The organism is Pseudomonas sp. LD120 (assembly GCF_009861525.1).
Lineage (GTDB): Bacteria > Pseudomonadota > Gammaproteobacteria > Pseudomonadales > Pseudomonadaceae > Aquipseudomonas.
The window spans coordinates 138,718-160,354 of sequence record NZ_WVHL01000006.1; the positions used below are offsets into that span (position 1 = coordinate 138,718).

At 63.2% G+C, this 21,637-nt stretch carries 25 protein-coding genes and 2 pseudogenes; 15 read left to right on the forward strand and 12 right to left on the reverse strand.

Annotated features, from left to right (window positions below; all coding sequences use genetic code 11):
• The first annotated feature begins 295 nt into the window (after positions 1-295).
• From ggt to PLD_RS29940, 8 genes are all read left to right on the forward strand, one after another.
• Positions 296-2,125, forward strand: a complete 1,830-nt coding sequence (ggt, locus tag PLD_RS29905) for a gamma-glutamyltransferase (RefSeq protein WP_159898354.1) — start codon at positions 296-298, stop codon at positions 2,123-2,125.
• A 264-nt stretch (positions 2,126-2,389) separates the two neighbouring features.
• Entirely contained in the window at positions 2,390-2,656 is a 267-nt protein-coding gene (locus PLD_RS29910) for a DUF3077 domain-containing protein (RefSeq protein WP_159898355.1), read from the forward strand.
• 115 nt (positions 2,657-2,771) lie between these two features.
• Positions 2,772-3,083, forward strand: a complete 312-nt coding sequence (locus PLD_RS29915) for a type II toxin-antitoxin system HigB family toxin (protein ID WP_159898356.1) — start codon at positions 2,772-2,774, stop codon at positions 3,081-3,083.
• Positions 3,080-3,451 (forward strand): type II toxin-antitoxin system HigA family antitoxin, encoded by a 372-nt coding sequence (locus tag PLD_RS29920; RefSeq protein ID WP_159898357.1) that lies wholly within the window; start codon positions 3,080-3,082, stop codon positions 3,449-3,451. Before PLD_RS29915 ends, PLD_RS29920 begins: the two co-directional genes overlap by 4 nt.
• A gap of 145 nt (positions 3,452-3,596) precedes the next feature.
• Positions 3,597-4,409, forward strand: a complete 813-nt coding sequence (locus tag PLD_RS29925) for an effector binding domain-containing protein (RefSeq protein ID WP_159898358.1) — start codon at positions 3,597-3,599, stop codon at positions 4,407-4,409.
• Positions 4,410-4,542: 133 nt separating this feature from the next.
• Positions 4,543-5,259, forward strand: coding sequence for a polyphenol oxidase family protein (locus tag PLD_RS29930; RefSeq protein WP_159898359.1), 717 nt, complete (start codon positions 4,543-4,545; stop codon positions 5,257-5,259).
• A complete protein-coding gene (locus tag PLD_RS29935) occupies positions 5,256-5,711 on the forward strand; it encodes a GNAT family N-acetyltransferase (RefSeq protein WP_159898360.1) in 456 nt (151 codons plus the stop codon). Before PLD_RS29930 ends, PLD_RS29935 begins: the two co-directional genes overlap by 4 nt.
• A gap of 95 nt (positions 5,712-5,806) precedes the next feature.
• Positions 5,807-6,388, forward strand: a complete 582-nt coding sequence (locus PLD_RS29940; RefSeq protein ID WP_159898361.1) for a DUF4234 domain-containing protein — start codon at positions 5,807-5,809, stop codon at positions 6,386-6,388.
• Positions 6,389-6,397: 9 nt separating this feature from the next.
• Here PLD_RS29940 and PLD_RS29945 read toward each other — a convergent pair whose 3' ends face one another.
• Genes PLD_RS29945 through PLD_RS29955 form a run of 3 tightly spaced genes read right to left on the reverse strand, consistent with a single transcriptional unit; the run spans position 6,398 to position 8,397 of the window.
• Entirely contained in the window at positions 6,398-6,751 is a 354-nt protein-coding gene (locus tag PLD_RS29945) for a gamma-glutamylcyclotransferase family protein (protein WP_159898362.1), read from the reverse strand.
• A gap of 30 nt (positions 6,752-6,781) precedes the next feature.
• A complete protein-coding gene (gene ddlA / locus PLD_RS29950) occupies positions 6,782-7,876 on the reverse strand; it encodes a D-alanine--D-alanine ligase (RefSeq protein WP_159898363.1) in 1,095 nt (364 codons plus the stop codon).
• Between the two features lie 41 nt (positions 7,877-7,917).
• Entirely contained in the window at positions 7,918-8,397 is a 480-nt protein-coding gene (locus tag PLD_RS29955; RefSeq protein WP_159898364.1) for a GNAT family N-acetyltransferase, read from the reverse strand.
• Between the two features lie 191 nt (positions 8,398-8,588).
• Here PLD_RS29955 and PLD_RS29960 point away from each other — a divergent pair, with 191 nt between their 5' ends.
• Positions 8,589-9,398: an AraC family transcriptional regulator gene (locus PLD_RS29960; protein WP_159898365.1), complete on the forward strand. Its 810-nt coding sequence runs from the start codon at positions 8,589-8,591 to the stop codon at positions 9,396-9,398.
• 80 nt (positions 9,399-9,478) lie between these two features.
• On the forward strand, positions 9,479-9,868 hold the full coding sequence (locus PLD_RS29965) for a cupin domain-containing protein (protein WP_159898366.1): 390 nt from the start codon (positions 9,479-9,481) through the stop codon (positions 9,866-9,868).
• Between the two features lie 12 nt (positions 9,869-9,880).
• Here PLD_RS29965 and PLD_RS29970 read toward each other — a convergent pair whose 3' ends face one another.
• A complete protein-coding gene (locus PLD_RS29970; protein WP_159898367.1) occupies positions 9,881-10,780 on the reverse strand; it encodes a LysR substrate-binding domain-containing protein in 900 nt (299 codons plus the stop codon).
• Positions 10,781-10,882: 102 nt separating this feature from the next.
• Between PLD_RS29970 and PLD_RS29975 the strand changes: the two genes are divergently transcribed.
• Entirely contained in the window at positions 10,883-11,812 is a 930-nt protein-coding gene (locus PLD_RS29975; protein WP_159898368.1) for a DMT family transporter, read from the forward strand.
• Between the two features lie 6 nt (positions 11,813-11,818).
• On the opposite strand, the gene PLD_RS29980 is transcribed toward PLD_RS29975, so the two are convergent.
• Positions 11,819-13,225 (reverse strand): MFS transporter, encoded by a 1,407-nt coding sequence (locus tag PLD_RS29980; RefSeq protein ID WP_159898369.1) that lies wholly within the window; start codon positions 13,223-13,225, stop codon positions 11,819-11,821.
• A gap of 97 nt (positions 13,226-13,322) precedes the next feature.
• Here PLD_RS29980 and PLD_RS29985 point away from each other — a divergent pair, with 97 nt between their 5' ends.
• A complete protein-coding gene (locus PLD_RS29985) occupies positions 13,323-14,207 on the forward strand; it encodes a LysR family transcriptional regulator (RefSeq protein WP_159898370.1) in 885 nt (294 codons plus the stop codon).
• Positions 14,208-14,281: 74 nt separating this feature from the next.
• On the opposite strand, the gene PLD_RS29990 is transcribed toward PLD_RS29985, so the two are convergent.
• Positions 14,282-14,680 carry a YbaK/EbsC family protein gene (locus PLD_RS29990; RefSeq protein ID WP_256674849.1) on the reverse strand — a complete coding sequence of 133 codons (399 nt, stop codon included), beginning with the start codon at positions 14,678-14,680 and terminating at the stop codon, positions 14,282-14,284.
• A 33-nt stretch (positions 14,681-14,713) separates the two neighbouring features.
• Positions 14,714-15,319, reverse strand: a complete 606-nt coding sequence (locus PLD_RS29995) for a flavin reductase family protein (RefSeq protein WP_159898371.1) — start codon at positions 15,317-15,319, stop codon at positions 14,714-14,716.
• 162 nt (positions 15,320-15,481) lie between these two features.
• Here PLD_RS29995 and PLD_RS30000 point away from each other — a divergent pair, with 162 nt between their 5' ends.
• From PLD_RS30000 to PLD_RS30010, 3 genes are all read left to right on the forward strand, one after another.
• Complete coding sequence (locus PLD_RS30000; protein ID WP_159898372.1) at positions 15,482-16,255, forward strand: SDR family oxidoreductase; 774 nt, start codon at positions 15,482-15,484, stop codon at positions 16,253-16,255.
• Between the two features lie 105 nt (positions 16,256-16,360).
• On the forward strand, positions 16,361-17,269 hold the full coding sequence (locus tag PLD_RS30005; RefSeq protein ID WP_159898373.1) for a LysR family transcriptional regulator: 909 nt from the start codon (positions 16,361-16,363) through the stop codon (positions 17,267-17,269).
• A gap of 54 nt (positions 17,270-17,323) precedes the next feature.
• The gene (locus tag PLD_RS30010) at positions 17,324-17,854 is read left to right on the forward strand and encodes a GNAT family N-acetyltransferase (RefSeq protein WP_159898374.1); all 531 of its coding nucleotides are present in this window, start codon (positions 17,324-17,326) and stop codon (positions 17,852-17,854) included.
• 105 nt (positions 17,855-17,959) lie between these two features.
• On the opposite strand, the gene PLD_RS31355 is transcribed toward PLD_RS30010, so the two are convergent.
• The 5 genes and pseudogenes from PLD_RS31355 to PLD_RS30025 all read right to left on the reverse strand — a co-directional run bounded on the left by PLD_RS31355 (position 17,960) and on the right by PLD_RS30025 (position 21,466).
• Complete coding sequence (locus PLD_RS31355) at positions 17,960-18,469, reverse strand: methyl-accepting chemotaxis protein (protein WP_371929108.1); 510 nt, start codon at positions 18,467-18,469, stop codon at positions 17,960-17,962.
• 33 nt (positions 18,470-18,502) lie between these two features.
• Positions 18,503-19,276: pseudogene (locus PLD_RS31360) on the reverse strand (PAS domain-containing protein); the annotation flags it as partial.
• A 189-nt stretch (positions 19,277-19,465) separates the two neighbouring features.
• Entirely contained in the window at positions 19,466-19,897 is a 432-nt protein-coding gene (locus PLD_RS31365; protein ID WP_371929109.1) for a methyl-accepting chemotaxis protein, read from the reverse strand.
• A 108-nt stretch (positions 19,898-20,005) separates the two neighbouring features.
• Positions 20,006-20,782, reverse strand: a pseudogene (locus PLD_RS31370) (PAS domain-containing protein); the annotation flags it as partial.
• Positions 20,783-21,133: 351 nt separating this feature from the next.
• Positions 21,134-21,466, reverse strand: a complete 333-nt coding sequence (locus PLD_RS30025) for a DUF2790 domain-containing protein (protein ID WP_159898377.1) — start codon at positions 21,464-21,466, stop codon at positions 21,134-21,136.
• Positions 21,467-21,637 lie beyond the last annotated feature (171 nt).

Sequence of the window (21,637 nt, forward strand, 5' to 3'; positions counted from 1 at the left end):
GCCCAGATCAACGCCAGCCACACCGACGGATCCAGTGACCGAACACCCTGGACTCACGCTTCCCCTACTCAGCACTCCACGGCTGCTCCTGTACCGTGCCCAGACGGCCTGACTCAGATCAATCGGTGGCCGTGTGCACGCCTGCCTGCGACCCCATGTACAGGGCCGCTGCCCCATGCCTTGCCACTGGCCGAGCGCACGGTCATGGCCACCTGTCGGCCCTGCTGTCGGCGCCACTGCTGTACATTCCCCCTCACGGACGACACCTCATTTCCCAGTGAACGGAGCTCAACGCGTGTTCTCGATCTTCCCTCCCCGTCACCCCCGACTCCTCGGCCTGCTGGCCGCCGCCCTCAGCCTCAGCGCCTGCCACAACCCGCCTTCTTCCACCGCCCTGCCTGCCGCTCCGGAAATCGCTTCGGGCTACCGCACCGAGATGCAAACCCGACACGCCGACAAACACATGGCGGCCGCCGCCAACCCGCTGGCCGCCGAGGCCGGGCGCGAGATGCTGCGCAACGGTGGCTCGGCCATCGATGCGGCGATTGCCATGCAAGCGGTGCTGACCCTGGTGGAGCCGCAGTCCTCGGGGATTGGCGGCGGCGCGATGATCGTGCTCTGGGACGGCAAGGCCGTGCGCACTTATGACGGTCGCGAAACCGCGCCGGCGGGCGCCACCGAGAAACTCTTCCTGCAGGCGGACGGCAAGCCGATGCCCTTCCCCCAGGCGCAGATCGGCGGCCGCTCGGTGGGCACCCCAGGCGTGCTGCGGGCCCTGGAAATGGCCCACCAGAAACACGGGCGCCTGCCCTGGGCGCAATTGTTCGAACCGGCGATCCGCCTGGCCGAGCAAGGCTTCGCCATCTCGCCACGCCTGCACAGCATGATCAGCGCCGACCCGTTCCTGGCGCGTTCGCCGGACATGGCCGCGTACTTCCTGAATGCCAACGGCACGCCGAAAGCCGTGGGCACCTTGCTGAAAAACCCGCCACTGGCCGCGGTGCTTAAACGCATCGCCCAGGAAGGCCCGGATGCCCTGTACAAGGGCCCGGTGGCCGCAGAAATCGTCGCCAAGGTCCAGGGTCACGCCAACCCCGGCAGCCTGTCGCTCAATGACCTGCAAGGCTACCGCGCCAAGGAACGCGCGCCGCTGTGCAGCGACTACAAGCGCTGGCAGGTGTGCGGCATGCCGCCGCCCTCTTCCGGCGGCGTGGCGGTGGCGCAGATCCTCGGCACCCTGCAGGCTCTGGAACAGCGCGACCCGCGCTACACCCTGGCCAACCTCAAGCCACAGAAGACCAACCTGCCTGCCGGCCTTGAGCCCGCGCCGCAAGCGGTGCACCTGATCGCCGAAGCCGAGCGCCTGGCCTATGCCGACCGCGGCTTGTATGTGGCCGACAGTGACTTTGTGCCCGTGCCGGTGGCCGGTCTGATCGCCCCGAACTACCTGGCCCAACGCGCCGCGCTGATCGGTGAGCGCAGCCTGGGCAAGGCCGAACCGGGCAAGCCCCAGGGCATCCAGGTGGTCTACGCACCGGATCGCTCGCCGATGCGCATCTCCACCTCGCAAGTGGTGGCGGTGGATGACTTAGGCGGCGCGGTGTCCATGACCACCACGGTGGAAGCGGCCTTTGGCTCGCACCTGATGGTCCAAGGCTTCATGCTCAACAACCAGCTGACCGATTTCTCGTTCATCCCCGAGGAAAACGGCCAGAAGGTGGCCAACCGCGTCGAACCGGGCAAGCGTCCGCGCTCATCCATGGCACCGACCCTGGTCTTCGACCGCGCCAACGGCGAACTGCTGGCCAGCGTCGGCTCCCCCGGCGGCTCGCAGATCATCGAGTACGTGGCCAAGTCGGTGATCGGCATGCTCGACTGGAACCTCGACCCGCAAGCCGCCGTCGGCCTGCCCAACTTCGGCAGCCGCAATGGCCCTACCGAACTGGAGAAAGGCCAGTTCAGCCCCGCGCTGAAACAGGCGTTGCAAGCCCAAGGCCATGAAGTGAACGAGATCGACATGACCAGCGGCACCCAGGCCATCGTTCGCGTGCGTGATACCCAGGGCAAAGCATCCTGGGCCGGTGGCGCCGATCCACGGCGTGAAGGGGAAGCGCTGGGGGATTGAGGGTTATCGGATGAACCCGAGGGCTGGCCGTAAGGCTGGCCCTTTTTTTGTGCCCGCATTTCTGTGTCATGGCGGATTGCGCAGGGACCCCTTCGGGGGTGCCGGTTCCTTTCGTGCCGGTCCGCCAACCTTGTGCAATCCGCCACCCAAATCTGCTTGGCGGCAGACGGTGGTGGTTCCCAATACGAAAGGAGTCGTCACCATGCACCACACTCGAAATCCGTCCTCCCCACACCTCCCGTCACACAAAACCGGAGGTGCCCGATGACCACTCAATCGCCCCTGACCACCCTCGGTGAAATCCGCTTTTCCCAGTGCGGCGAACACCTGCATCCGCTGTTTCGAGTGAATGCCGACGTACCGATCAACGACGCCCTGGAACACGCCTCGGCGCTGTTGCATCTGGCAAAGCAATTCACCCTGGAGGCCGCCATGGAGCCCCGGTGTGACCGCTATGCTTGGGCGGCACACTACCTGGCAGAGATGGGCAAGGCACTGATGGACGACGTGCACGCCACGCTCTCTGCATGACCTGATCGTCCCTGAACCAACGTCGCCTGCGCGGGCAGATCCAGCGATCTGCCCGTACATCGCTTGACGCACTCAGCGACTTGTTTAAGTCCCATGACGGGACTAGGATCACGCCATGAGAATTATTGCAGTCAGTCAGTTGAAGGCCTTCTGGGAGAAGTACCCGGACGCAGAACAGCCCTTGCTGGCCTGGGTCGATGAAGCAAGGAAAGCCGAGTGGTCCAACCCTGCGCAGATCAAGGACCAGTATCGCAACGCGAGCATTCTCAAAAGCCGCAGGGTGGTCTTCAACATCAAGGGGAATGAGTATCGACTGATCGTTGCCGTGGCCTTTCGCTTCGGCGCGCTCTACATCAAGTTCGTAGGTACCCACCAGCAGTACGATGCCATTGATGCCGACAGCGTAGACATGGAGCAACCCGCATGAACATCCGCCCTATCCACACCGACCAGGATTACCGCGCCGCGCTCAAAAGCGTCTCGCCCCTGTTCGACAACGAACCGCAGCCCGGGACGCCTGAAGGCGATTACTTCGATGTGATGATCACCCTGATCGAGGCATACGAAGCCAGGCAGTTTCCCCTGGACCTGCCCAACCCGATCGAGGCGATCAAGTTCCGCATGGAACAATCCGGCTTGTCCGCCGCCGACCTGGCGCCGGCCATCGGCCGCACCAATCGCGTCTACGAAGTGCTCAACGGCAAGCGCGCGCTGACCCTGCCGATGATCTGGAAACTGCACCAGCTGTTCGGCATCCCGGCCGAAAGCCTGATCAAGCCTAACAAATCGTCCTGAGCCTGGTCCTCAGCGCTGGGGTCTGCATGACAGGTTGCAACAAGACCAGATTGGGGGGACACATTGCCAGCGTTGAAGCAAGGCTTGAGCTTGCCCTTGGGTAAACCCCCAGACTGCCGTCCAGCCCCCCCCCAAAGGACGCTCCATGCTCACCATCGGCCAAATGGCTCGCTGCCACAGCCTCACCACCAAGACCCTGCGCCATTACGACAGCATCGGCCTGTTCACCCCGGCCCTCACCGGCCGTGACAACGGCTATCGCTACTACAGCCCGGAACAGATCGTGACCCTGGGCCGCATCGTCTGGCTGCGGCAACTGGGCATGTCCCTGGAAGACATCCGCTCGCTGGCGGACCAGGGCGGCCTGGACAGCGTGTTGCACATGCAGCAATCACTGCAGGACCACGCCCGGCAGCTGGAAAGCGAGATTGCCCGCAGCCAGAAGGTGCTCGGCCATCTGCAGCGCTACCTGGCCCAACCGCAGCGCCAGATCCCGGCGGCGCAAACACCGCAGAAGGTGTTCCTGGCCATGCAACGGATCATCGGCATGGCCTGGCAGCAGGATGATCCGGGCTCCATCGCCGAGCTCTGGCAACGTTTTGAACCCCGGGAACAGGAGATCCAGCGCCTGGCCGAGCCGGTGGGCACCTACGGCATCTGCCAGCCCCTGGAGGACGGCCAGTGGCGCTATGTCGCCGGCCTGCCAGTGGCCGCCGACGCGCCGCTGGTGCCCGGGATGGTCGAGCTGGACATTCCCGCTCGCCACTACGCCCGGGTGGAACACCACGGCGCGGTGGCCACCCTGCCGGAAACCTTCCGTGCGGCCTACAGCGAATGGTTGCCCGCCGCCGGGCTCACGCCCATCGAGGCCGTGGAGTTCGAGTACAGCGGCGAGCGCTTCCTGGGGCCCCAGCACCCGGACAGCGTGATCGAGTTGTACATCCCGCTGAACGCCTGAAAAACCCACGGGGCGAACAGAGCCGCAGGCTACCGCTGGTCTGCGCCTGCTCATCCAGCGTCCACTGTCAGCAAAAGTACCGCGGATGCCGTTATGCTCTGCAGCCATTTCCAGGTTACCGAGCGAAGGCCCGATGAGTTTCCAGGCAGGTGAGTTGCAACAGATAACCGGCATCCGTCATGAATTTTCCATCGCCGGCGGTGCCCTGCCGGCCAATCTGTTCTTCTGCTCCCAGGTCCACAGCGGCGAAGTGGTCGAAGCCAGTACCACGCTGCCCAGCGGCATCATTCGTGGCGACGCGGTGCTGACCCGCTCGGCCCGTCCGATTGCAGTGGTCACCGCCGATTGCCTGCCACTGCTGATCAGCAGCCACGACGGTGCCTGGGTTGCAGCGGTGCATGGCGGCTGGAAAAGCCTGCACGGCGGGATCATCGCCCATGTGCTGGAACACTTTGCCGCCCGGGGCATTGGCGCGCATCAATTGCGTGTGATCAGCGGCCCGTCGATCAAACCCTGCTGCTATGAGGTCAGCGCCGAGTTCGTCAACAGGCTGTCTGCCACTCAAGGCCATCTGTGGCCCGCAACACAGCCCCCCTGGAGTCGCCAGCAACCGGCCCCATTGCTGCCGCCCGAGATCACTCCGCCGCAACCCAGCCAGGAAGGCTCACGGTGGTTCGACCTGAGCCGCTATGCCCTGTACTTGCTGCGTGCCGCCGGGGTGAGCGATGAACAGGTCGAGTTCAGCCCACTGTGCACCTACTGCTCGACCCCGAAGCTGGCCAGCTACCGGCGACGGAACCATCAAGGGGAAGAGAAGTCCTTCCAATACTCCTGGATAGCCCGAACATGAGCCCGGCGATTGCACTGCGGACCACCACCGAGCAAGACCTGGAAACCCTGGTCCAGATGCGCATCGCGGCCATGCGCGAAAGCCTTGAGCGCCTGGGTCGCTTCGACCCGCAGCGCGCCCGGGAGCGTTTTGCCGCCAGCTTCGCGGCCGAACGCTGTCACTTCATCCTCAGTGACGGACAACCCGTGGGCTTTATCCAGAGCCAATCACACGAGGATCATCTGCGACTGCAGCACCTGTACGTCATGCCGCAATTCCAAGGGCGGGGCATCGGTGCCCAGGCCTTGGAGCCGCTTTTACAGCGTTCCACCAGAGAACAATTGCCCATCCACCTGGATGCGTTGCGCGGCAGTGACTCGAATCGTTTTTATCGACGCCTGGGTTTCGTGCAAGTGGAAGAAAGTGAATGGGATATTCACTACGTTCGGCCGGCAGATCCACCTCGGGCCTGAATCCGGCTCCCGTCGGCCATCAAGACCTTACTGGTTCTTGCTCTGCAATCTGAGCTAACGTTGCCGCCCCCTCAGACCCAACCCAAGGAGTGCCCGTGTCTGACAATCTCTATGCCCCGCCCCAGGCGGATCTGGCCGCCCCTTCGACGCAAGCAGCAGCGCAACCTTTCTATGTGGTGTCCAAGGCCAAGTTCCTGACCCTGTATATCCTCACCTTCGGTATCTACCAGCTGTACTGGGCCTACAAGAACTGGCATCAGTTCAGGCACGCCAGCGGTCAGGAGCTGTGGCCGGTGGCCCGGGCGTTTTTCGCGATTTTCTTCACCCATGCGCTGTACCGCGAAGCCGATGCACAGCTCAAGCGCGACGGCCGCAGCCATGACTGGCGGCCCGGTGAACTGGCGACCCTGTTTGTGGTGGGGCTGATCGTCAACAACGTGGTGGATGCACTGTCACGCAAGAACATCGGCTACCCGGTAACCGACATCGCCAGCCTGGCGCTGCTGCCGGTGCTGGCCTGGGTCACCTGGCTCGGTCAGCGTGGCCTGAATGCCGCCGCCGGCGACCCCGAAGGCCGCAGCAACGCCCGTTTCACCCCGCTCAACTATGTGCTCTGCGCCCTCGGGGCCGTGGTGCTGGTGCTGGCTTGCATCGGGCTAATGCTGCCGCCGGAGTGACCCCGGAACTCAGGCGCTGACGTAGACCCAGGCCTGGATCCCGGAGGCCAGGGTCACGCTGACCCGCTTGTAGTCGGCGACTTCATAGCGGTCGGCCGCCGCCAGTTCCTCGGGGGTGATACGCAGCACCGTGCCGGCTATCGGCGCGCTGTCCACCGTCCCCGGGCGCAGGATCGGGTGATGGGTCTTGCCGCTGGCGGCCAATACCTCAGGATCGGTGATTTCCACCCAGCTCTGCTCATAACCGAGCATCGCGTCCTTGCTGCCCTGCAACTCACGACCGAAGTTGGCCAATTGGACCGTCCTGTCCTGCAGGGTGCCGTAGGAAAAAAGAAAAACCGATGCCGCCGTTGCAACACTCATTCGTGACGATCCTATCTGTGGTGATCCGCCTCAGCGGTTGATTTTCAAGGCTTGGCGCTCGGTTTGACGCTCCAGGGCCAGCTCGATCAGCCGGCTGATCAGCTCGCTGTAGCTCATGCCGGCGGCCTGCCACAGTTTGGGGTACATGCTGATGCGCGTGAATCCCGGCAGGGAGTTGATTTCATTGATCAGCACTTCACCGCTGTCGGTGAGGAACACATCGACCCGGGCCAGCCCGGAGCAACCCAGCACCTGGAATGCCTCGATGGCCAGGGCCTGAATCCGCTCACTATCGGCCGAGCTGATCGCCGCCGGTACCACCACCTGGGCCGCCTGCTCGTCGATGTATTTGCTGTCGTAGGAGTAGAAGCCCTGGCTGACCACGATCTCGCCGCAACCACTGGCGACCGGCTGGTCATTGCCCAGCACCGCGCATTCGATTTCCCGACCGCGCACTGCCGACTCCACCAGCACCTTGTGGTCAAAGCCCAGGGCCAGTTCCACCGCGGCCAGATAGTCGGCTTCGCTTTCGACCTTGCTCACCCCCACCGAGGAGCCCTGGTTCGCCGGTTTGACGAACAGCGGCAAGCCGAGGTTTTCGCTGACCCGAGCAAATCCGTAACGGCCCAGAGTGGCCCGGGTCAGGGTGATGAACGGCGTTACCGCCAGCCCGGCATCGCGCAGCAGGCGCTTGCTGATGTCCTTGTCCATGCACACCGCCGAGCCCAGCACATCGGAGCCGACAAAGGGCAGGTCGGCCATGCGCAACAAGCCCTGCAGGCACCCGTCTTCCCCCAGGGTGCCGTGGACGATGGGGAAGATCACATCGACATGGCCCAACAGCTCCTGACTGGAGGTTTCCACCAACTGCTGACTGGCCTTGCCCGGAACCACCGCCAACTCACGGTTGGACTGGTTGAGGGCGATCAGCGCCGGGTTTTCCTGGTTGATCAGAAAGTTCGAGGTGTCATTGAGGTGCCAGTGGCCCTGTTTGTCGATGCCGATCAGCACCGGCTCGAAGCGCGAACGATCCAGGGCATCGACGATGTTGCGCGCCGACTGCAGCGACACTTCGTGTTCGGCCGAACGGCCACCAAAGATGATTCCGATCCGCAGCTTGCTCATGACTGGTTCCTGTTAAAGAAATGCTCTGATTGTCCTGCGCTTCAGTGAGGGCTGTAGCGCAGATGGATCAACGCGACCCGTTGCTGCTCCTTGTTTTTGCGCTCCTCGATGGCAAACGGCACGAACCCCAGCTTGGGATATAGCAACAAGCCTGCGACGTTGTCGTTGAAACAGGACAAGGTCACCTCACGCGCCTGATGTTTGCCGTAGGCGATCTCGATCATCCGCCCGATCAGTTGCGCCCCCAGCCCCATGCCGCGCACGTGCGGGTCGACGATCACGTTGCCAATGGTGCAGGTGCCGCCGCTTTCCCAACGGTAAAAGTTGGCAAACCCCGCGACCTGCCCTTCATGTTCGATCACCGTCGAGTCGCTGCGCTGAGCGATAGAGTCGCGCAACTGCTGGTGGTTCAACGGCCAGGTGGCTGCGGGAAAGAAGAAAAACAGTTCCTGCGGGTGACGCACGAAGCTGCAAATGCGCGAGATGTCGGTTGTGTCTACCGGGCGAAAAGTAACGGCCATGTTCAGACTCCTGATGGCGGGACGCATGCTCCTCGTTGGCGGGCAAAGCATGCCTGGGAATTAATCATCAGCCCAAGGACCAATAGCAAGGGGCGATGGCTGCACCGCCGCGACTGGGGCCTTGCAGACAGCCTTACAGCCCATCGGTTAAGGTGCGTTTTTCACGATTGCCACCAGGACCGCTCCCTTCCATGGCCAAACCCACCACCGTCACCGACTGGGTTCACCGCGCGCCCCCCGTCCAGGGGCTGGAGCGCATCGAGGCGTACTTCGCCGGCCACGGCTATGACATGCACCGCCACGACACCTACGCCATCGGCCGCACCCTGCGTGGGGTACAGAGTTTTCAGTACCGCGGCGGTTGGCGCCACAGCCTGCCGGGCGGGACCATGGTGCTGCACCCCGATGAAGCCCACGATGGCGAGGCCGGCACCCATGACGGTTTTCACTACCGCATGCTGTACGTCGAACCGGCGCTGATCCAGCAGATCCTAGGTGGCCAGCCGCTGCCCTTCATCAAGGGCGGCCTGTCCGATGATCGACGCCTGTTCGCCGCCACCGATGCCTTGCTGCGCAGCCTCGACAGCCCCCTGGACCCGCTGGAACAGGAAGACGCGCTGTTCGATCTGGCCCACGCCTTGAACAGTGTGGCCGGGGTTGCTCAGCCGCGACCGCGTTTTAACTACACGGCAGCCGAGCGAGCCCGGCAATACATCCACAGCGCCCTGGATCGTCCCCTCACTCTGGATGAGCTGGCGGCCCACAGCGAACGCGACCGCTGGAGCCTGTCCCGAGACTTTCGCCTGCTGTTCGGCACCAGCCCCTATCGCTACCTGAACATGCGCCGCCTGGATCTGGTTCGTGCGCTGCTGGTGCAGGGTCAATCCCTGGCCGATGCCGCGCTGATGGCCGGTTTCGCCGATCAGAGCCACATGACCCGGCAATTTCGCCAGACCTTCGGCCTGCCACCGGCGCGCTGGCTGAACATGCTTGGTCGCTGAGCCACGCACAATCGTTCAAGAACCCCGCCTCGCCGGCTGCTTACACTCAGTGCTCATTCAACACTGATGTGGACCCCAGCATGCACAGCCCAGCCAACGCGCAACGCCCCTACCGGAGCCTCAACTTCGTCCAGAAACTTGGTCTGTTCAGCGAACATTGGACGCCCAAGGTGATCGCCGAAATGAATGACTACCAGTTCAAGATCTCCAAGCTGCAAGGGGAGTTCGTCTGGCACAGCCACCCCGACACCGATGAAACCTTCATCGTGCTGGAAGGCCAGTTGCACATCGACTTTCGTGACGGTCGGGTGTCCATCGCCAGCGGTGAAATGTTCGTGGTGCCCAAGGGCGTCGAACACAAACCCTGGTCCGAGCAGGAGGTCAAACTGCTGCTGATCGAACCCAAGGGCGTGCTCAACACCGGCGATCAGGGTGGCGAGCGTACGGCACAGAACGACGTCTGGATTTGACTCCCCACGCCCCTATTCGGCGCCTTGCGCCACCAGCCAGTCGTGAAACAACTGGCCACTGGCGGACAGGCGCTTGTGCCGCACATGCACCAGAAAGTCCGCCTGGCCAGAACGGAACGCCCACTGGCCAACGCGCTGCAACTCGCCCTGGGCCACCAACTCACTGGCCATGAAATCCCAGCCCAGGCCGACGCCCAGGCCCTGCTGCACGGCACTGAACATCAGGGTCAGTTGGTTGAAGCCCAATGCCCCCGGCGGCGCGCTGTAGTCCAGGGCGAAATGCTGGAACCAGTCGCGCCAGTCAATGCAGTTCCAGGCCGAGGCGTCCAGCTGGATCAGAGGCAACTCGGCCAACTGCGCCAACTCGCTGACGACGGGCACTGCCAGACGCCGGCTGGCAATGGGATAGACCACCTCGGCGAACAGCGACGTGGCCGCCAGGGACGACCATTGTCCGGCACCGTAGAGAATGCCGAAATCATGCTCGGCCACACTGGACTCATCCATGTCGTTGTTGGCGTGGATGCTCACGGTGATGTTCGGGTGCTGTTTGTTGAACGCCAACAGACGTGGAAACAGCCAGAACTGTGCCACCGCGTGGGTGCATTGCACGGTGACGGTGTTGGCGTCGCGCCCGGCCCGCAAACGACTGACGCTACGCAGTAAAGCCTCCAACTGGGTGCTGACCTCGGCGAACAACGAAGCGCCGCAGGCGGTGAGTTTCACCCCTCGGGCCTGACGCTCGAATAGCTGGGTTTTCAGCGACAGCTCCAGCGCCCGAATCTGTTTACTCACCGCACTCTGGGTCAGGCACAGCTCGGTGGCCGCACGAGTGAAGCTGGCATTGCGCGCCACCGCCTCGAAAGTCACCAGGGTTTCCAGCGGCGGCAAATGACGGGCGAAGCGACTCATTAGACATTCCCCAGAAGAATAGGTGAGTGCCTATATATCCTTTGTCCAGTCGGTCAGCAATGACTAGGCTGCGCGCTTTGATGAATCGCTGCGAGTGTGTGCATGAAACGCGGAGTTGCTTATGCGGCCCTGGCCGGTGCGGTCTGGGGCCTGGCCATTGTGGTGCCAAGCCTGTTGCCGGAGTTCAGTCCGCTGATGCTCAGCTGTGCCCGCTTCACCCTGTATGGCGCATTCTCTCTACTCCTGGCTGCACCCCAGGCCCGGACGCTGCTGCAACGCCTCAGCTGGGGCGACGCGTTGCTGCTGATCAAGCTGGCGCTGACCGGCAACCTGATCTACTTCATGCTCCTGGCCAGCGCCATCCAGTGGGCGGGGGTGGCCAGCACCGCGCTGATTGTCGGCCTGTTGCCGCTGACCATCACCCTGGCCGGACGCGCAGATGCCGACGCCGTCTCCCTGCGCCAACTGCGCTGGCCCCTGCTACTGGTGCTCGCCGGCATCTGCTGCATCAACCTCGACACCCTGATCAGCGCACAAAACGACTCGGCGGAACTCGGCCAGCGCGCCTTGGGCCTGCTTTGCGCCTTCGGTGCCCTGCTGTGCTGGACCTGGTTCGCCACCGACAACGCCCGCCACTTGAAGAACAACCGTTTCAACAGCGGCCAGTGGTCGACCCTGTGGGGCATCACCACTGGCCTGATGAGCGCTGTGGTCTGGCTGCTGGCGGAGGGTTTTTCGTTGCCAGGCACCGCGCTTGAAGCCAGCGATCAGCGCTGGATGCTGTTCTGGGGCCTGAGCCTGTGTAGCGCAGTGCTGGGCTCCTGGTTCGGCAATCGCATGTGGAATGCCTCGACCCGGCGCCTGCCCCTGACCCTGAGCGGCCAGTTGATCGTGTTCGAGACCCTGTTCGCCCTGCTGTACGGTTTCATCTGGCTGCAGCACCTGCCGAGCCTGCTGCAAAGCTCGGCAGCCCTGCTATTGCTGGCCGGGGTGCTGTGGGCGGTGCGCCGCCACTTGCCCCAACCCCATTAGTCCCCTTCAGCCCTGAGCCACGGAACAGCTCGGCAAAGCCGCTGAGGCCCGAGGCAAGCGCAGCGCCAGGAGTGCCCCAAGCAGGGCCAGCAAAGCACTGGCGGCGGTGGCTATTTCAATGCCGTGGGCCTGATTGCCGGTCGGGCTCAGGGTGTTGGCCAGCGACACCAGCAGCGCCAACCCCAGGGCCCCGCCAATCTGCTGACTGGTGGACGCCACACCCGCCGCCACCCCTTGCTCGACAGCGGCAATGCCCTGACCGGCCGAAACCCACATTGAAGTCCAGGTCATGCCCTGGCCAATGCTCATCACCACGATGCCCGGCAGCAGCCCGACAAAGCCGTGGCTGCCGGACAAGGCCAGGTAGATCATGCCGATGCCCACGGCCCCCGCCAGCAGGCCGGTGACCAGGCTCGCCCGCAGGCCAATGCGCAGCAGCGCCCGTTCCGCGACCCAGATGCCCAGCGTGCATAGCAGGGTCGAGGGCAGGAACGCCAACCCGCTCTGCAGCACGCTGAACTGATAGACCTGCTGGAAATACAGGCTGAGAAAGTAGTACTGCACGCCGAAACTGCTCATGAACAGCGCGGTAATCAGCATGGCCATGCGCAGCTGTGGATAACCCAGCAGGCGCAGCGGCATCAGCGGATCGCGGCAGCGTTGTTCCAGGCGCACAAACAGCCCGAGCAAGGCCAGGGACAACGCCAGGCAACCCAGGGTCCCCGGCGCGCCCCAGCCCCACTCCGGGCCCTGGACGATAGAGAACACCAGCAGGGTGCCGCCCAGGGTCACGGTCAGCGCGCCGCGCAGGTCGAACTGGCGGCTGCGCTGGCGTGGCGGGTCAGCGGGAATCCAGCGCCGGGCCAGCAACGCGCAGGCACCGGCCAGGGGCACGTTGACCAGAAACACCGCTTCCCAACCCCAGTACTGGGTCAGCACCCCGCCCAGCAGGGCACCCAGGGCCAGCCCCGCCGCCGAGGCCGCGCTCCACACCGCGAAGGCCCGGTTGCGCACCGGCCCTTCGGCGTACCAGGTATTGATCAAGGCCAGGGTCGCGGGGAACAACATCGCCCCGCCGACGCCCTGTACCGCCCGCGACAGCACCAGCAACAGCGCGCTGCCACCCAGGCCACCGGCCAGGGATGCCAGGGCATACAGCGACTGCCCGACGATGTAGAAACGCCGCTTGCCCAGCAGGTCCGCCGCGCGTCCGCCCAGCAGCAGGAAACCACCGAAAGCCACGCTGTAGGCACTGACCACCCATTGCAATTGCTGGGCAGAGAACCCCAGGCGAAGGCCGATTTCCGGCAACGCCACAAAGACGATGGTGGCGTCCAGGGCAATGATCAGTTGCGCGGTGGCCAGCAGTGACAGCATCCAGCCCGACGGCTTGGCTAACGGGGTCGCGGACATCGCGAGAATCCTTGTGTGGAAATAAGCGGCGGCCAGTGTCATCGATGCGGTTTAAATGATAAATACGGCCTTCTCTCTTTCAGTAATGACTTTAATCATGGATCTGAACGCCCTTCGTCTACTGGTCCGGGTCGCCGAAACCCGCAGTTTCACCCGCGCCGCCGGTGACCTGGGGCTGACCCAGTCCGGCCTGTCCCGGGCCATCTCGCGCCTGGAGCAACAGCTCGGTGTGCGCCTGCTGCAACGCAACACCCGCAGTGTCAGCCTGACCCCGGACGGCCAGGTGCTGGTGGAGCGGGCAGCGCCGTTGCTGGCGGAGCTGGCCCATGCCGAGCACCTGCTGCTGGACCGCCGCGACTCGCCCAGCGGGATGTTGAAGATCAGCACGCCGTCGCTGTTCGGGCGCAAGGTGGTGATGCCGGTGATTGGCGAGCTGACGGCCCAGCATCCCCAGTTGAGCGTCGAGGCGGTGATGACCGATCGGGTGGTGGACATCATCGACGAAGGGTTTGACGCGGTGCTGCGCACCGGGCTGATCCAGGATCAGCGCCTGATCGCCCGGCCCCTGGCGCCCCTGCGCTGGGTCACCGTGGCGGCACCGGCCTACCTGGAGCGCCACGGCACACCGCGGCAGCTGGCGGACCTGCAGCAGCACAACTGCCTGACGGTGCGCAATCTGCGCAGCGGCCGGCTGGTGGACTGGCAGTTCATGGACCAGGGCAAGCCCCTGGACCTGGCGGTGCAGGGGCGGCTGATCTTCGACATCGGCGATGCCCTGGTGGATGCAGTGCTCGGCGGGTTCGGCGTTGCCCAGTTGATGGAGTTCGCCGTGCGCGATGCCCTGGATGCCGGCCTGCTGCTGCCGGTGCTGCATGCGCATGCCGGGCGCAGTCGGCAGCTGTCGTTGGTGTATCCCCCCTCGCGCCAGTGTTCGCCGAAGCTCACCGCCCTGGCCGACGCCCTGGGCCGGATCAGTTGGTAGGAACCTGCAAGCCCTCGGCCTTCTGGGTCACGCTCAACAGCAGCGGCCGGGCGATCCTCAAATAGTTCTGGGTATCAAGGACCATGGAGGCATCCAGGCGTTCGGCATTGAAAGCCGATTTCGGCGTAGCGCTTGATCAGTGGCGGATCGAAGCTCAGCGGAGGAATGGCACCGATCACGCAACCGGTCAGTTCCCTGGCCAGCGCCGCCGGGACCAGTTGGGCCTTGTTGCCGCCCAGGGCCGCACCGACCTTGTTCATGTCGCGCTTCTGGTCGCCGGAGAGAATCACCAGCCCATACACATCGCTCATGCCCTTGAGGCTGCACAGCATGGCCTTGGCCCCCTGCCCCGGCTCGGTGCCACGAATCTCGGCGACCCACGCCGACGGCCCTTCGGCCGGGTGCAGGATCACCCGATAACGGGCCTGATGGCTGTCCAACAGGTTCACCAGACGCTGGAAGACTTCGTGCATGTGCAATCCTTGAAAGAGTGGCTCCGACGCGCCTCAAGCCTCGCTAACCTGAGGCAACCGACGGCCGACAACGGCCTCGCCAATGGTCAGGAAGTGCCCCCCCGCCACATGGTGCAGGGTGCGCAGCCGGTCCTGGCCGTCGAAATGCCAGCGCCCCTCGTTGAACACCCGCGCATCGGCCTGGGCGGCAATCACTTCACCAAGAAACAGGTCGTAGTGTTGGTGGTTGTGGGGTTCGGGCAGCAGCCGGCATTCCAGCCAGGCCACGCAGCCTTCGAGCAACGGCGCCGCTAGCTGCTCGCCGGCAAAGGTGGCGAGGTCGTAAGCGGTAAACTTGTCGCCGCCAGCCTGGCTCAACTCCAGTCCGGAGCTGTTGCCCAGGGTCTGCACAATGTCCACCTGGGTGGCGCAGGGCACGTTGAGGACAAAGGTGCCCGAGGCTTCCAGCAACTGCCGGGTCCAGGTGGACTTGTCGAGCACCACAGCCACCTTCGGCGGCTCGAAATCCAGGGGCATGGCCCAGGCGGCGGCCATGATGTTGCGCTGCCCGCCATGGGCGGCGCTGACCAGCACCGTAGGGCCGTGATTGAGCAGACGGTAGGCTTTTTCCAATGGCACCGGATGACGAAATGCAGGCATGGCAGGCTCCTGAAAAAGGCCGATTGTAGACCCATCCGCCACCTGTGCAGCCACGCTGATTGGGCGGATTTTCTGGACAGTCCGTCCAAGCATCGACGGCTTATCAACGCCATGGCAGACACTAGACTCAGCGTTCACCGCAATCGTCGAAGGAGCCATGCCATGGCGGATCATTCCCTGAACAACAAAGTCGTGCTGATCGCCGGCGGGGTGAAGAACCTCGGTGGCCTGCTTGCCCGCGATCTCGCCAGCCACGGTGCCAGGGCCGTGGCCGTGCACTACAACAGCGATGCCAGTCAGGCCGATGCCCAGAACACCCTGGAGGCGCTCAGGGCCCTAGGGGTCGACACCCACGCCTGGCAGGCCGACCTTACCCGCGCCGGTGCGGTGGAGCGTCTGTTCAGCGAGGTCAAGGCACGCTTCGGCCAGATCGACATCGCCATCAACACCGTGGGCAAAGTGCTGAAGAAACCCATCATCGAAATCAGCGAAGACGAGTACGACCAAATGTTCGCGGTCAATGCCAAGAGCGCGTTCTTCTTCATCAAGGAAGCCGGCAAGCACCTGGAGGACAACGGCAAGCTGGTGACCCTGGTGACGTCGCTGCTGGGGGCCTTCACCCCGTTCTATGCCGCCTACGGCGGTTCCAAGGCGCCGGTGGAGCATTTCACTCGCGCCGCCGCCAAAGAGTTCGGCGCCCGGGGCATTTCGGTAACGGCTGTAGGACCGGGCCCCATGGACACGCCGTTCTTCTACCCCGCCGAAGGCGCCGACGCCGTGGCCTACCACCAGAGTGCCGCGGCCCTGTCGCCGTCGAGCAAGACCGGGCTTACCGATATCGAGGACGTGGTGCCCTTCATTCGTCATCTGGTGACCGAAGGCTGGTGGATCACTGGCCAGACCTTACTGATCAACGGCGGCTACACCACCAAGTAATCCTGGCGCCCAAGGGGTAAATTGGCCTGCCGATCCGCCGCACCGCCTCGCACGCTGCAGCGGCTCATTGCCATCAGGTATCCCCGAACCAGGATCGTTGTGCAGATGGATAAGCTTGAGCAATACCGAGTGTTCATCCAGGTGGCCGACATGGGCAGTTTCATCAAGGCTGCCCATGCCCTGGAACTGCCCAGAGCCACCGTTTCCTCCGCCGTGCAGCAATTGGAAACCGGGCTCGGCACCCGACTGCTGCACCGCACCACCCGGCATGTACAGTTGACCGCCGACGGCATCATCCTTCTGGAGCGGGCACGCTGCCTGCTGGCCGATGCCTTCGAACTCAACCGGCTGTTCCAACACCGCCAGGTGGACGTCAGCGGGCGCTTGAATATCGATGTGCCCAGCCGCATCGCCCGGCGCCTGATCGTTCCTGCCCTGCCCCAGTGGCTGGCACAGTACCCGGGCCTGCAATTGGCGCTGGGGGCAAGCGATCGCAGCATTGATCTGGTCCAGGAAGGCGTCGATTGCGCAATCCGCGTCGGCACCCTGGCAAGCAGCAGCCTGATCGCTCGCCCGTTGGGGCAACTGGCCCTGATCAATTGCGCCAGCCCCGGCTACCTCGCCCAACACGGCCAACCTCACAATGCCCAAGACCTGCAGAGCGGCCAATGGATGGTCGGTTACGCCTCGCCAGATACCGGCCGCGAACAACCCTGGGAATACCTGCAAGACGGTCGCGAACACTTCCTGGGCCTGCCCAGCCGGGTGATCGTCAACAACGCCGAGAACTACATCGCCTGCTGTCGCCAGGGGCTGGGCATGATTCAGGTGCCGCGCTTCGATGTACAGCACCTGCTGGACCGTGGCGAGCTGGTGCAGATACTCCACGAACTGCCGGTCTCGCCCATGGACATCTGTGCACTGTACCCCGACCGCCGCCATCGCTCGCGCCGTCTCAACGTTTTCATCGAGTGGTTCGCCGAACTGATCCAACCGCAGCTGGAGACTTGCTGACGAACAGCAGAACGTGAGATGAAAGCGCCTTCAACGGATTGAGATCCCCGGACCATGACCCACGTTCACCTCACCGCTCCAGAGCTTGACGACCTGACCGATCTGCTGGCGTTCGAAGAACAAAACCGGGCCTTTTTCGAAGCGTCGATCAACGCCCGCCCTCCCCACTACTATTCCCGCGAGGGGGTAGCCGAAGCCATCGTCCAGGCTCGGCAAGACGCCGAAGCGGATCGCGGCTATCAGTTTTTGATTCGCCAGGACTCACAGTTGGTGGGACGCATCAATCTGCACCGGGTGCAGCGCCCCTACTTCAACTGCGCGGAATTGGGCTATCGGGTGGGCGCCCGCTTCAACGGCCGAGGTATCGCCAGGGCCGCGGTGGAACAGGTCCTGCAGCAGGCCTTCGGGGAATTGCAACTGAGCCGTATCGAAGCCAACGCCCGTCCGGAAAACCTCGGCTCGGTGCGGGTCCTGGAAGCGTCCGGGTTCTCCTGTTACGGCCATTCACGCCGCAGCTTCCTGCTGCACGGACAGTGGTTCGACCGTTTGCATTACGAATGCCACGGGTCGCTGCAAAAACGCTAACCCTCATCAGGACCTTGCAGTGGCAGTTCGGCTGCTCGGCAGACCACCCGGCGCGCCCCTGATCGGTGCTTAGCGCACGAGGTGTCATGGTCATGGGCAGCCCTCTCAACTGGACAGTTGATTGGCGAACTGCCCCACCGCACCCACGACTTTCTGCGCACCGTCCTGAATCTCGACGATCACCGTGCCGGCCTCCGCCGCCAGGGTCAGGCCTTGTTCAGCCTGCTGCCGGCCTTCAGCCATCAGTTCCACCGCCGAGCGGGCCATGTCCTGGTTTTGCCGCACGACGCCGACGATCTCGTCGGTGGCGTTGCTGGTGCGCGAGGCCAGTTGCCGGACCTCGTCGGCCACCACGGCGAAACCACGTCCCTGTTCACCGGCTCGGGCGGCCTCGATCGCCGCGTTGAGCGCCAGCAAGTTGGTCTGCTCGGCAATCCCGCTGATGGTCTTGACGATGCTGCCAATCACCAGCGATTGCTCGTTCAAGGCCTCGATACCGTCACCGGCGTCTTGCATGCACTTGGCCAGGTCACGCATTACATCGAGGGTTTCGGTGACGACCGCGGAGCCGCGTTGGGCGCTGGTGTCGGTCTGACGAGAGATGCTGTACGCCATGTTCGCCGCCTCGGCCACCGAACGTTCTTGGTTGACCTGATCGGTGATCACCGTGGCGAACTTCACCACCTTGTAGAGTTGACCGCTGGCATTCAACACCGGGTTGTAGGAAGCATCGAGCCACACAACACGACCCTGGCTGTCGACACGTTTGAAGCGATCGGCGACATACTCACCAGCGTTCAAGCGCGCCCAGAAATCCTGGTAGGACGGGCCTTCATACTCCTGAGGCTCGCAGAACAGACGATGCTTCTGGCCCATGACTTCATCAAGGCGGTAGCCCATGCACGCCAGGAAACGCGGGTTAGCGGTGAGCACCCGGCCTTGCAGGTCGAACTCGATCACAGCAGTGGAGCGCAGCAACGCCGCCATCAGGTTTTCATGCTCGCAGGCACTTTCCACCGAAGCGGTCTGGTCGGTACAGATCAAGGAGTAATGGTCGAGTTTTCCGGTGCTGTCGTGAATCGGCTGGACACAGATCTGCAACCACGCATCGCGCTCGTCACTGCGCTGCAGGCGCAACTGCCCGACATAGGGCTCGTTGCGGGCCAAGGCGGCCTTGAGGGCGCGCTGCTGCTCCACCGCCTGCGGGTGATGCGAAACGATGCTGTCCAGAGGCTGCCCACACAACTGCCGCGCATCACGTTCCAGGGTTTGGGCAAATGGGGGATTGACTCGCAGAATCGTCCCCTGGTCATCCAGCTCGATACTGAGCATCTGGGTTTCCAGGCAGGCCTTGAATTGTTGCAGAGCACTCAGTTCTTGGCTCAAGGTCACAAGCTGTTGCTTCAAGCGTTTGTTGAACATGGATACACCGACAGACTAAGAGTGGATACAGCATCCACCTACCCATCGGCGCAGCACGGTCTTTCTCCAAGCTGCTCCCGGTCTTTCAGAAATATCTGAATATCTCTTGGGAAACCTGCTTATTTTTCTTGTTTGCCGACGGCGCCACCTGGAACCACAAACCGCGCCCAGTCAGCGCTGCCAGGCCAATCAGGACGACAACTGATTGGCGAACTGCCCGACCGCGCTGACGACTTTCTGCGCACCGTCCTGGATCTCGACGATCACGGTGCCGGCCTCCGCCGCCAGAGCCAGCCCCTGTTCGGCCTGCAACTTGCCGGTGGCCATCAACTCCACGGCTTCTCGGGCCATGTCCTGGTTCTGGCGCACCACGCTGACGATCTCTTCGGTGGCCTTGCTGGTGCGCGAAGCCAATTGCCGGACCTCATCGGCGACCACCGCAAACCCCCGCCCCTGTTCACCGGCCCGGGCCGCTTCGATGGCTGCGTTGAGCGCCAGCAGGTTGGTCTGTTCGGCAATCCCACTGATGGTCTTGACGATGCTGCCAATCACCTGGGATTGATCGTTAAGGGCTTCAATGCCCTCGCCGGCGTCCTGCATGTGCTTGGCCAGATCACGCATTACGCTCACCGCTTCGGTCACCACCGTGGTGCCACGCTGGGCGCTGCTGTCGGTCTGCAATGACGTGCTGTAGGCAATGTTCGCCGCTTCGGCCACCGCCTGCTCCTGATTGACCTGATCGGTGATCACAGTGGCGAACTTCACCACCTTGTAGAGTTGACCACTGGCGTCCAGTACCGGGTTATAGGACGCCTCCAGCCAGACCGTGCGGCCATGGGCATCGATACGCTTGAAGCGCTCGGCGATGTACTCCCCGGCATTCAAGCGCTTCCAGAACGTCTGGTAGGCCGCGCTGTTGTACTCCTCGGGTTCACAGAACATGCGGTGATGCTTGCCCTTGATCTGCGCCAGGCTGTAACCCATGCTCGAGAGGAACCGCTCATTGGCGCTCAGCACATGACCATTGAGGTCGAACTCGATCACTGCCGTGGAACGCACTAAAGCGCCAATCAGGTTCTCGTGCTCGCGGGAGGCTTCGATGGTGCGGGTCAGGTCGCTGGAGAAAATCGCAAAGTATTTGATCCGCCCCTGCGAATCACGAATCGGCTGGGAGATCGAGCGCAACCAAGCCTCGTCACCATTGCCCCGCAACAAGCGCACCGCCCCGGCAAAGTGCTCGCCCCTGGTTAGGGTCGCCTTGAAGCGCTGGTAAAGCTCCTCGTTCCGGAGGTGAACCGGAACGATGTCCTCCAGGGCTCGTCCTACCAGGTCGCCGCCCTTGTAGAGCATTTCCTGAGCGAAGTTGTGATTGACCGATTGAATACGGCCATCGGCGCTCAGGCTGAAGACCAGCATCTCGCTTTCAAGACTCTCCTTAACTTGCTGAAGACTCGAAAGTTCTTCACGAAGAGCCGACAACTCTTGCTTCAAGCGTTTATTGAACATGGGGACGTACCGGGGGGGGGGCTGAGAAAATAAGCGACTGTTGGCCTAACATCGGCCTGGAAAGAACTTTCTGAATAGCAGCCAGGACTTGTCTGAGCAAAATAATTCAACGGCAAGCAAAGCCCCGGCTTGCGGGGCTTTCAGTGAACATTTTGCGCCCCCAGGACGGCCTGGCGCTGGCACCGAGACGATCAACGGCGATGGCCGGAGTTGGACCATGAAGGCGCCACGCAAGGCACTTTTCCGGTAGGCAACTGCAAAGGACCGGCAGCGCTTTGCCGGCCCGATGTGCAATGAAACCGACGATCGAGCCCGGCAACGATCGACACCAGCGCGCCGAAGCCCCATGAATCAACGGCCGTTGTTACGGCACAGGCCCAGGACCTGATATTCGATGGTATTGAGGCGGCCGGCGGAATCCTCATAAGTCATGCGCGACGGCACCACCTTGCAAGACTTGATCGGCGCAGTGACGCTGACTACCTTGGCGATATCCAGCGCCATGCCATAGCGATAGCTCTGCACCACCGGTGCCGCCTTGCCCTGGTTTGCCGCGTAACGCTCCATGGCCTTCTGGTTCTCCACCATGGCCCGGGCAAAGCTGCGATCACCACCGCCTTCGGCCAGGACCAGGGAAGAGACACCGAGCAAGAGCGCGGCAAGACTTGCGTTGAATCGCTTCATGACCGTTTCCTCATCCAGTTGACACCAACGAGGATAAAGAGCCGACCCTGTCAGAATGATCGCAGGCACATTACTTATCTGTAATGCACCCGCCCGCACTGCCCCGGTGCGCCATCGGACACCCGGTTCATCGGGGTTTCAGGGACGCCGCCAGCGCCTGTCGACGAGCCT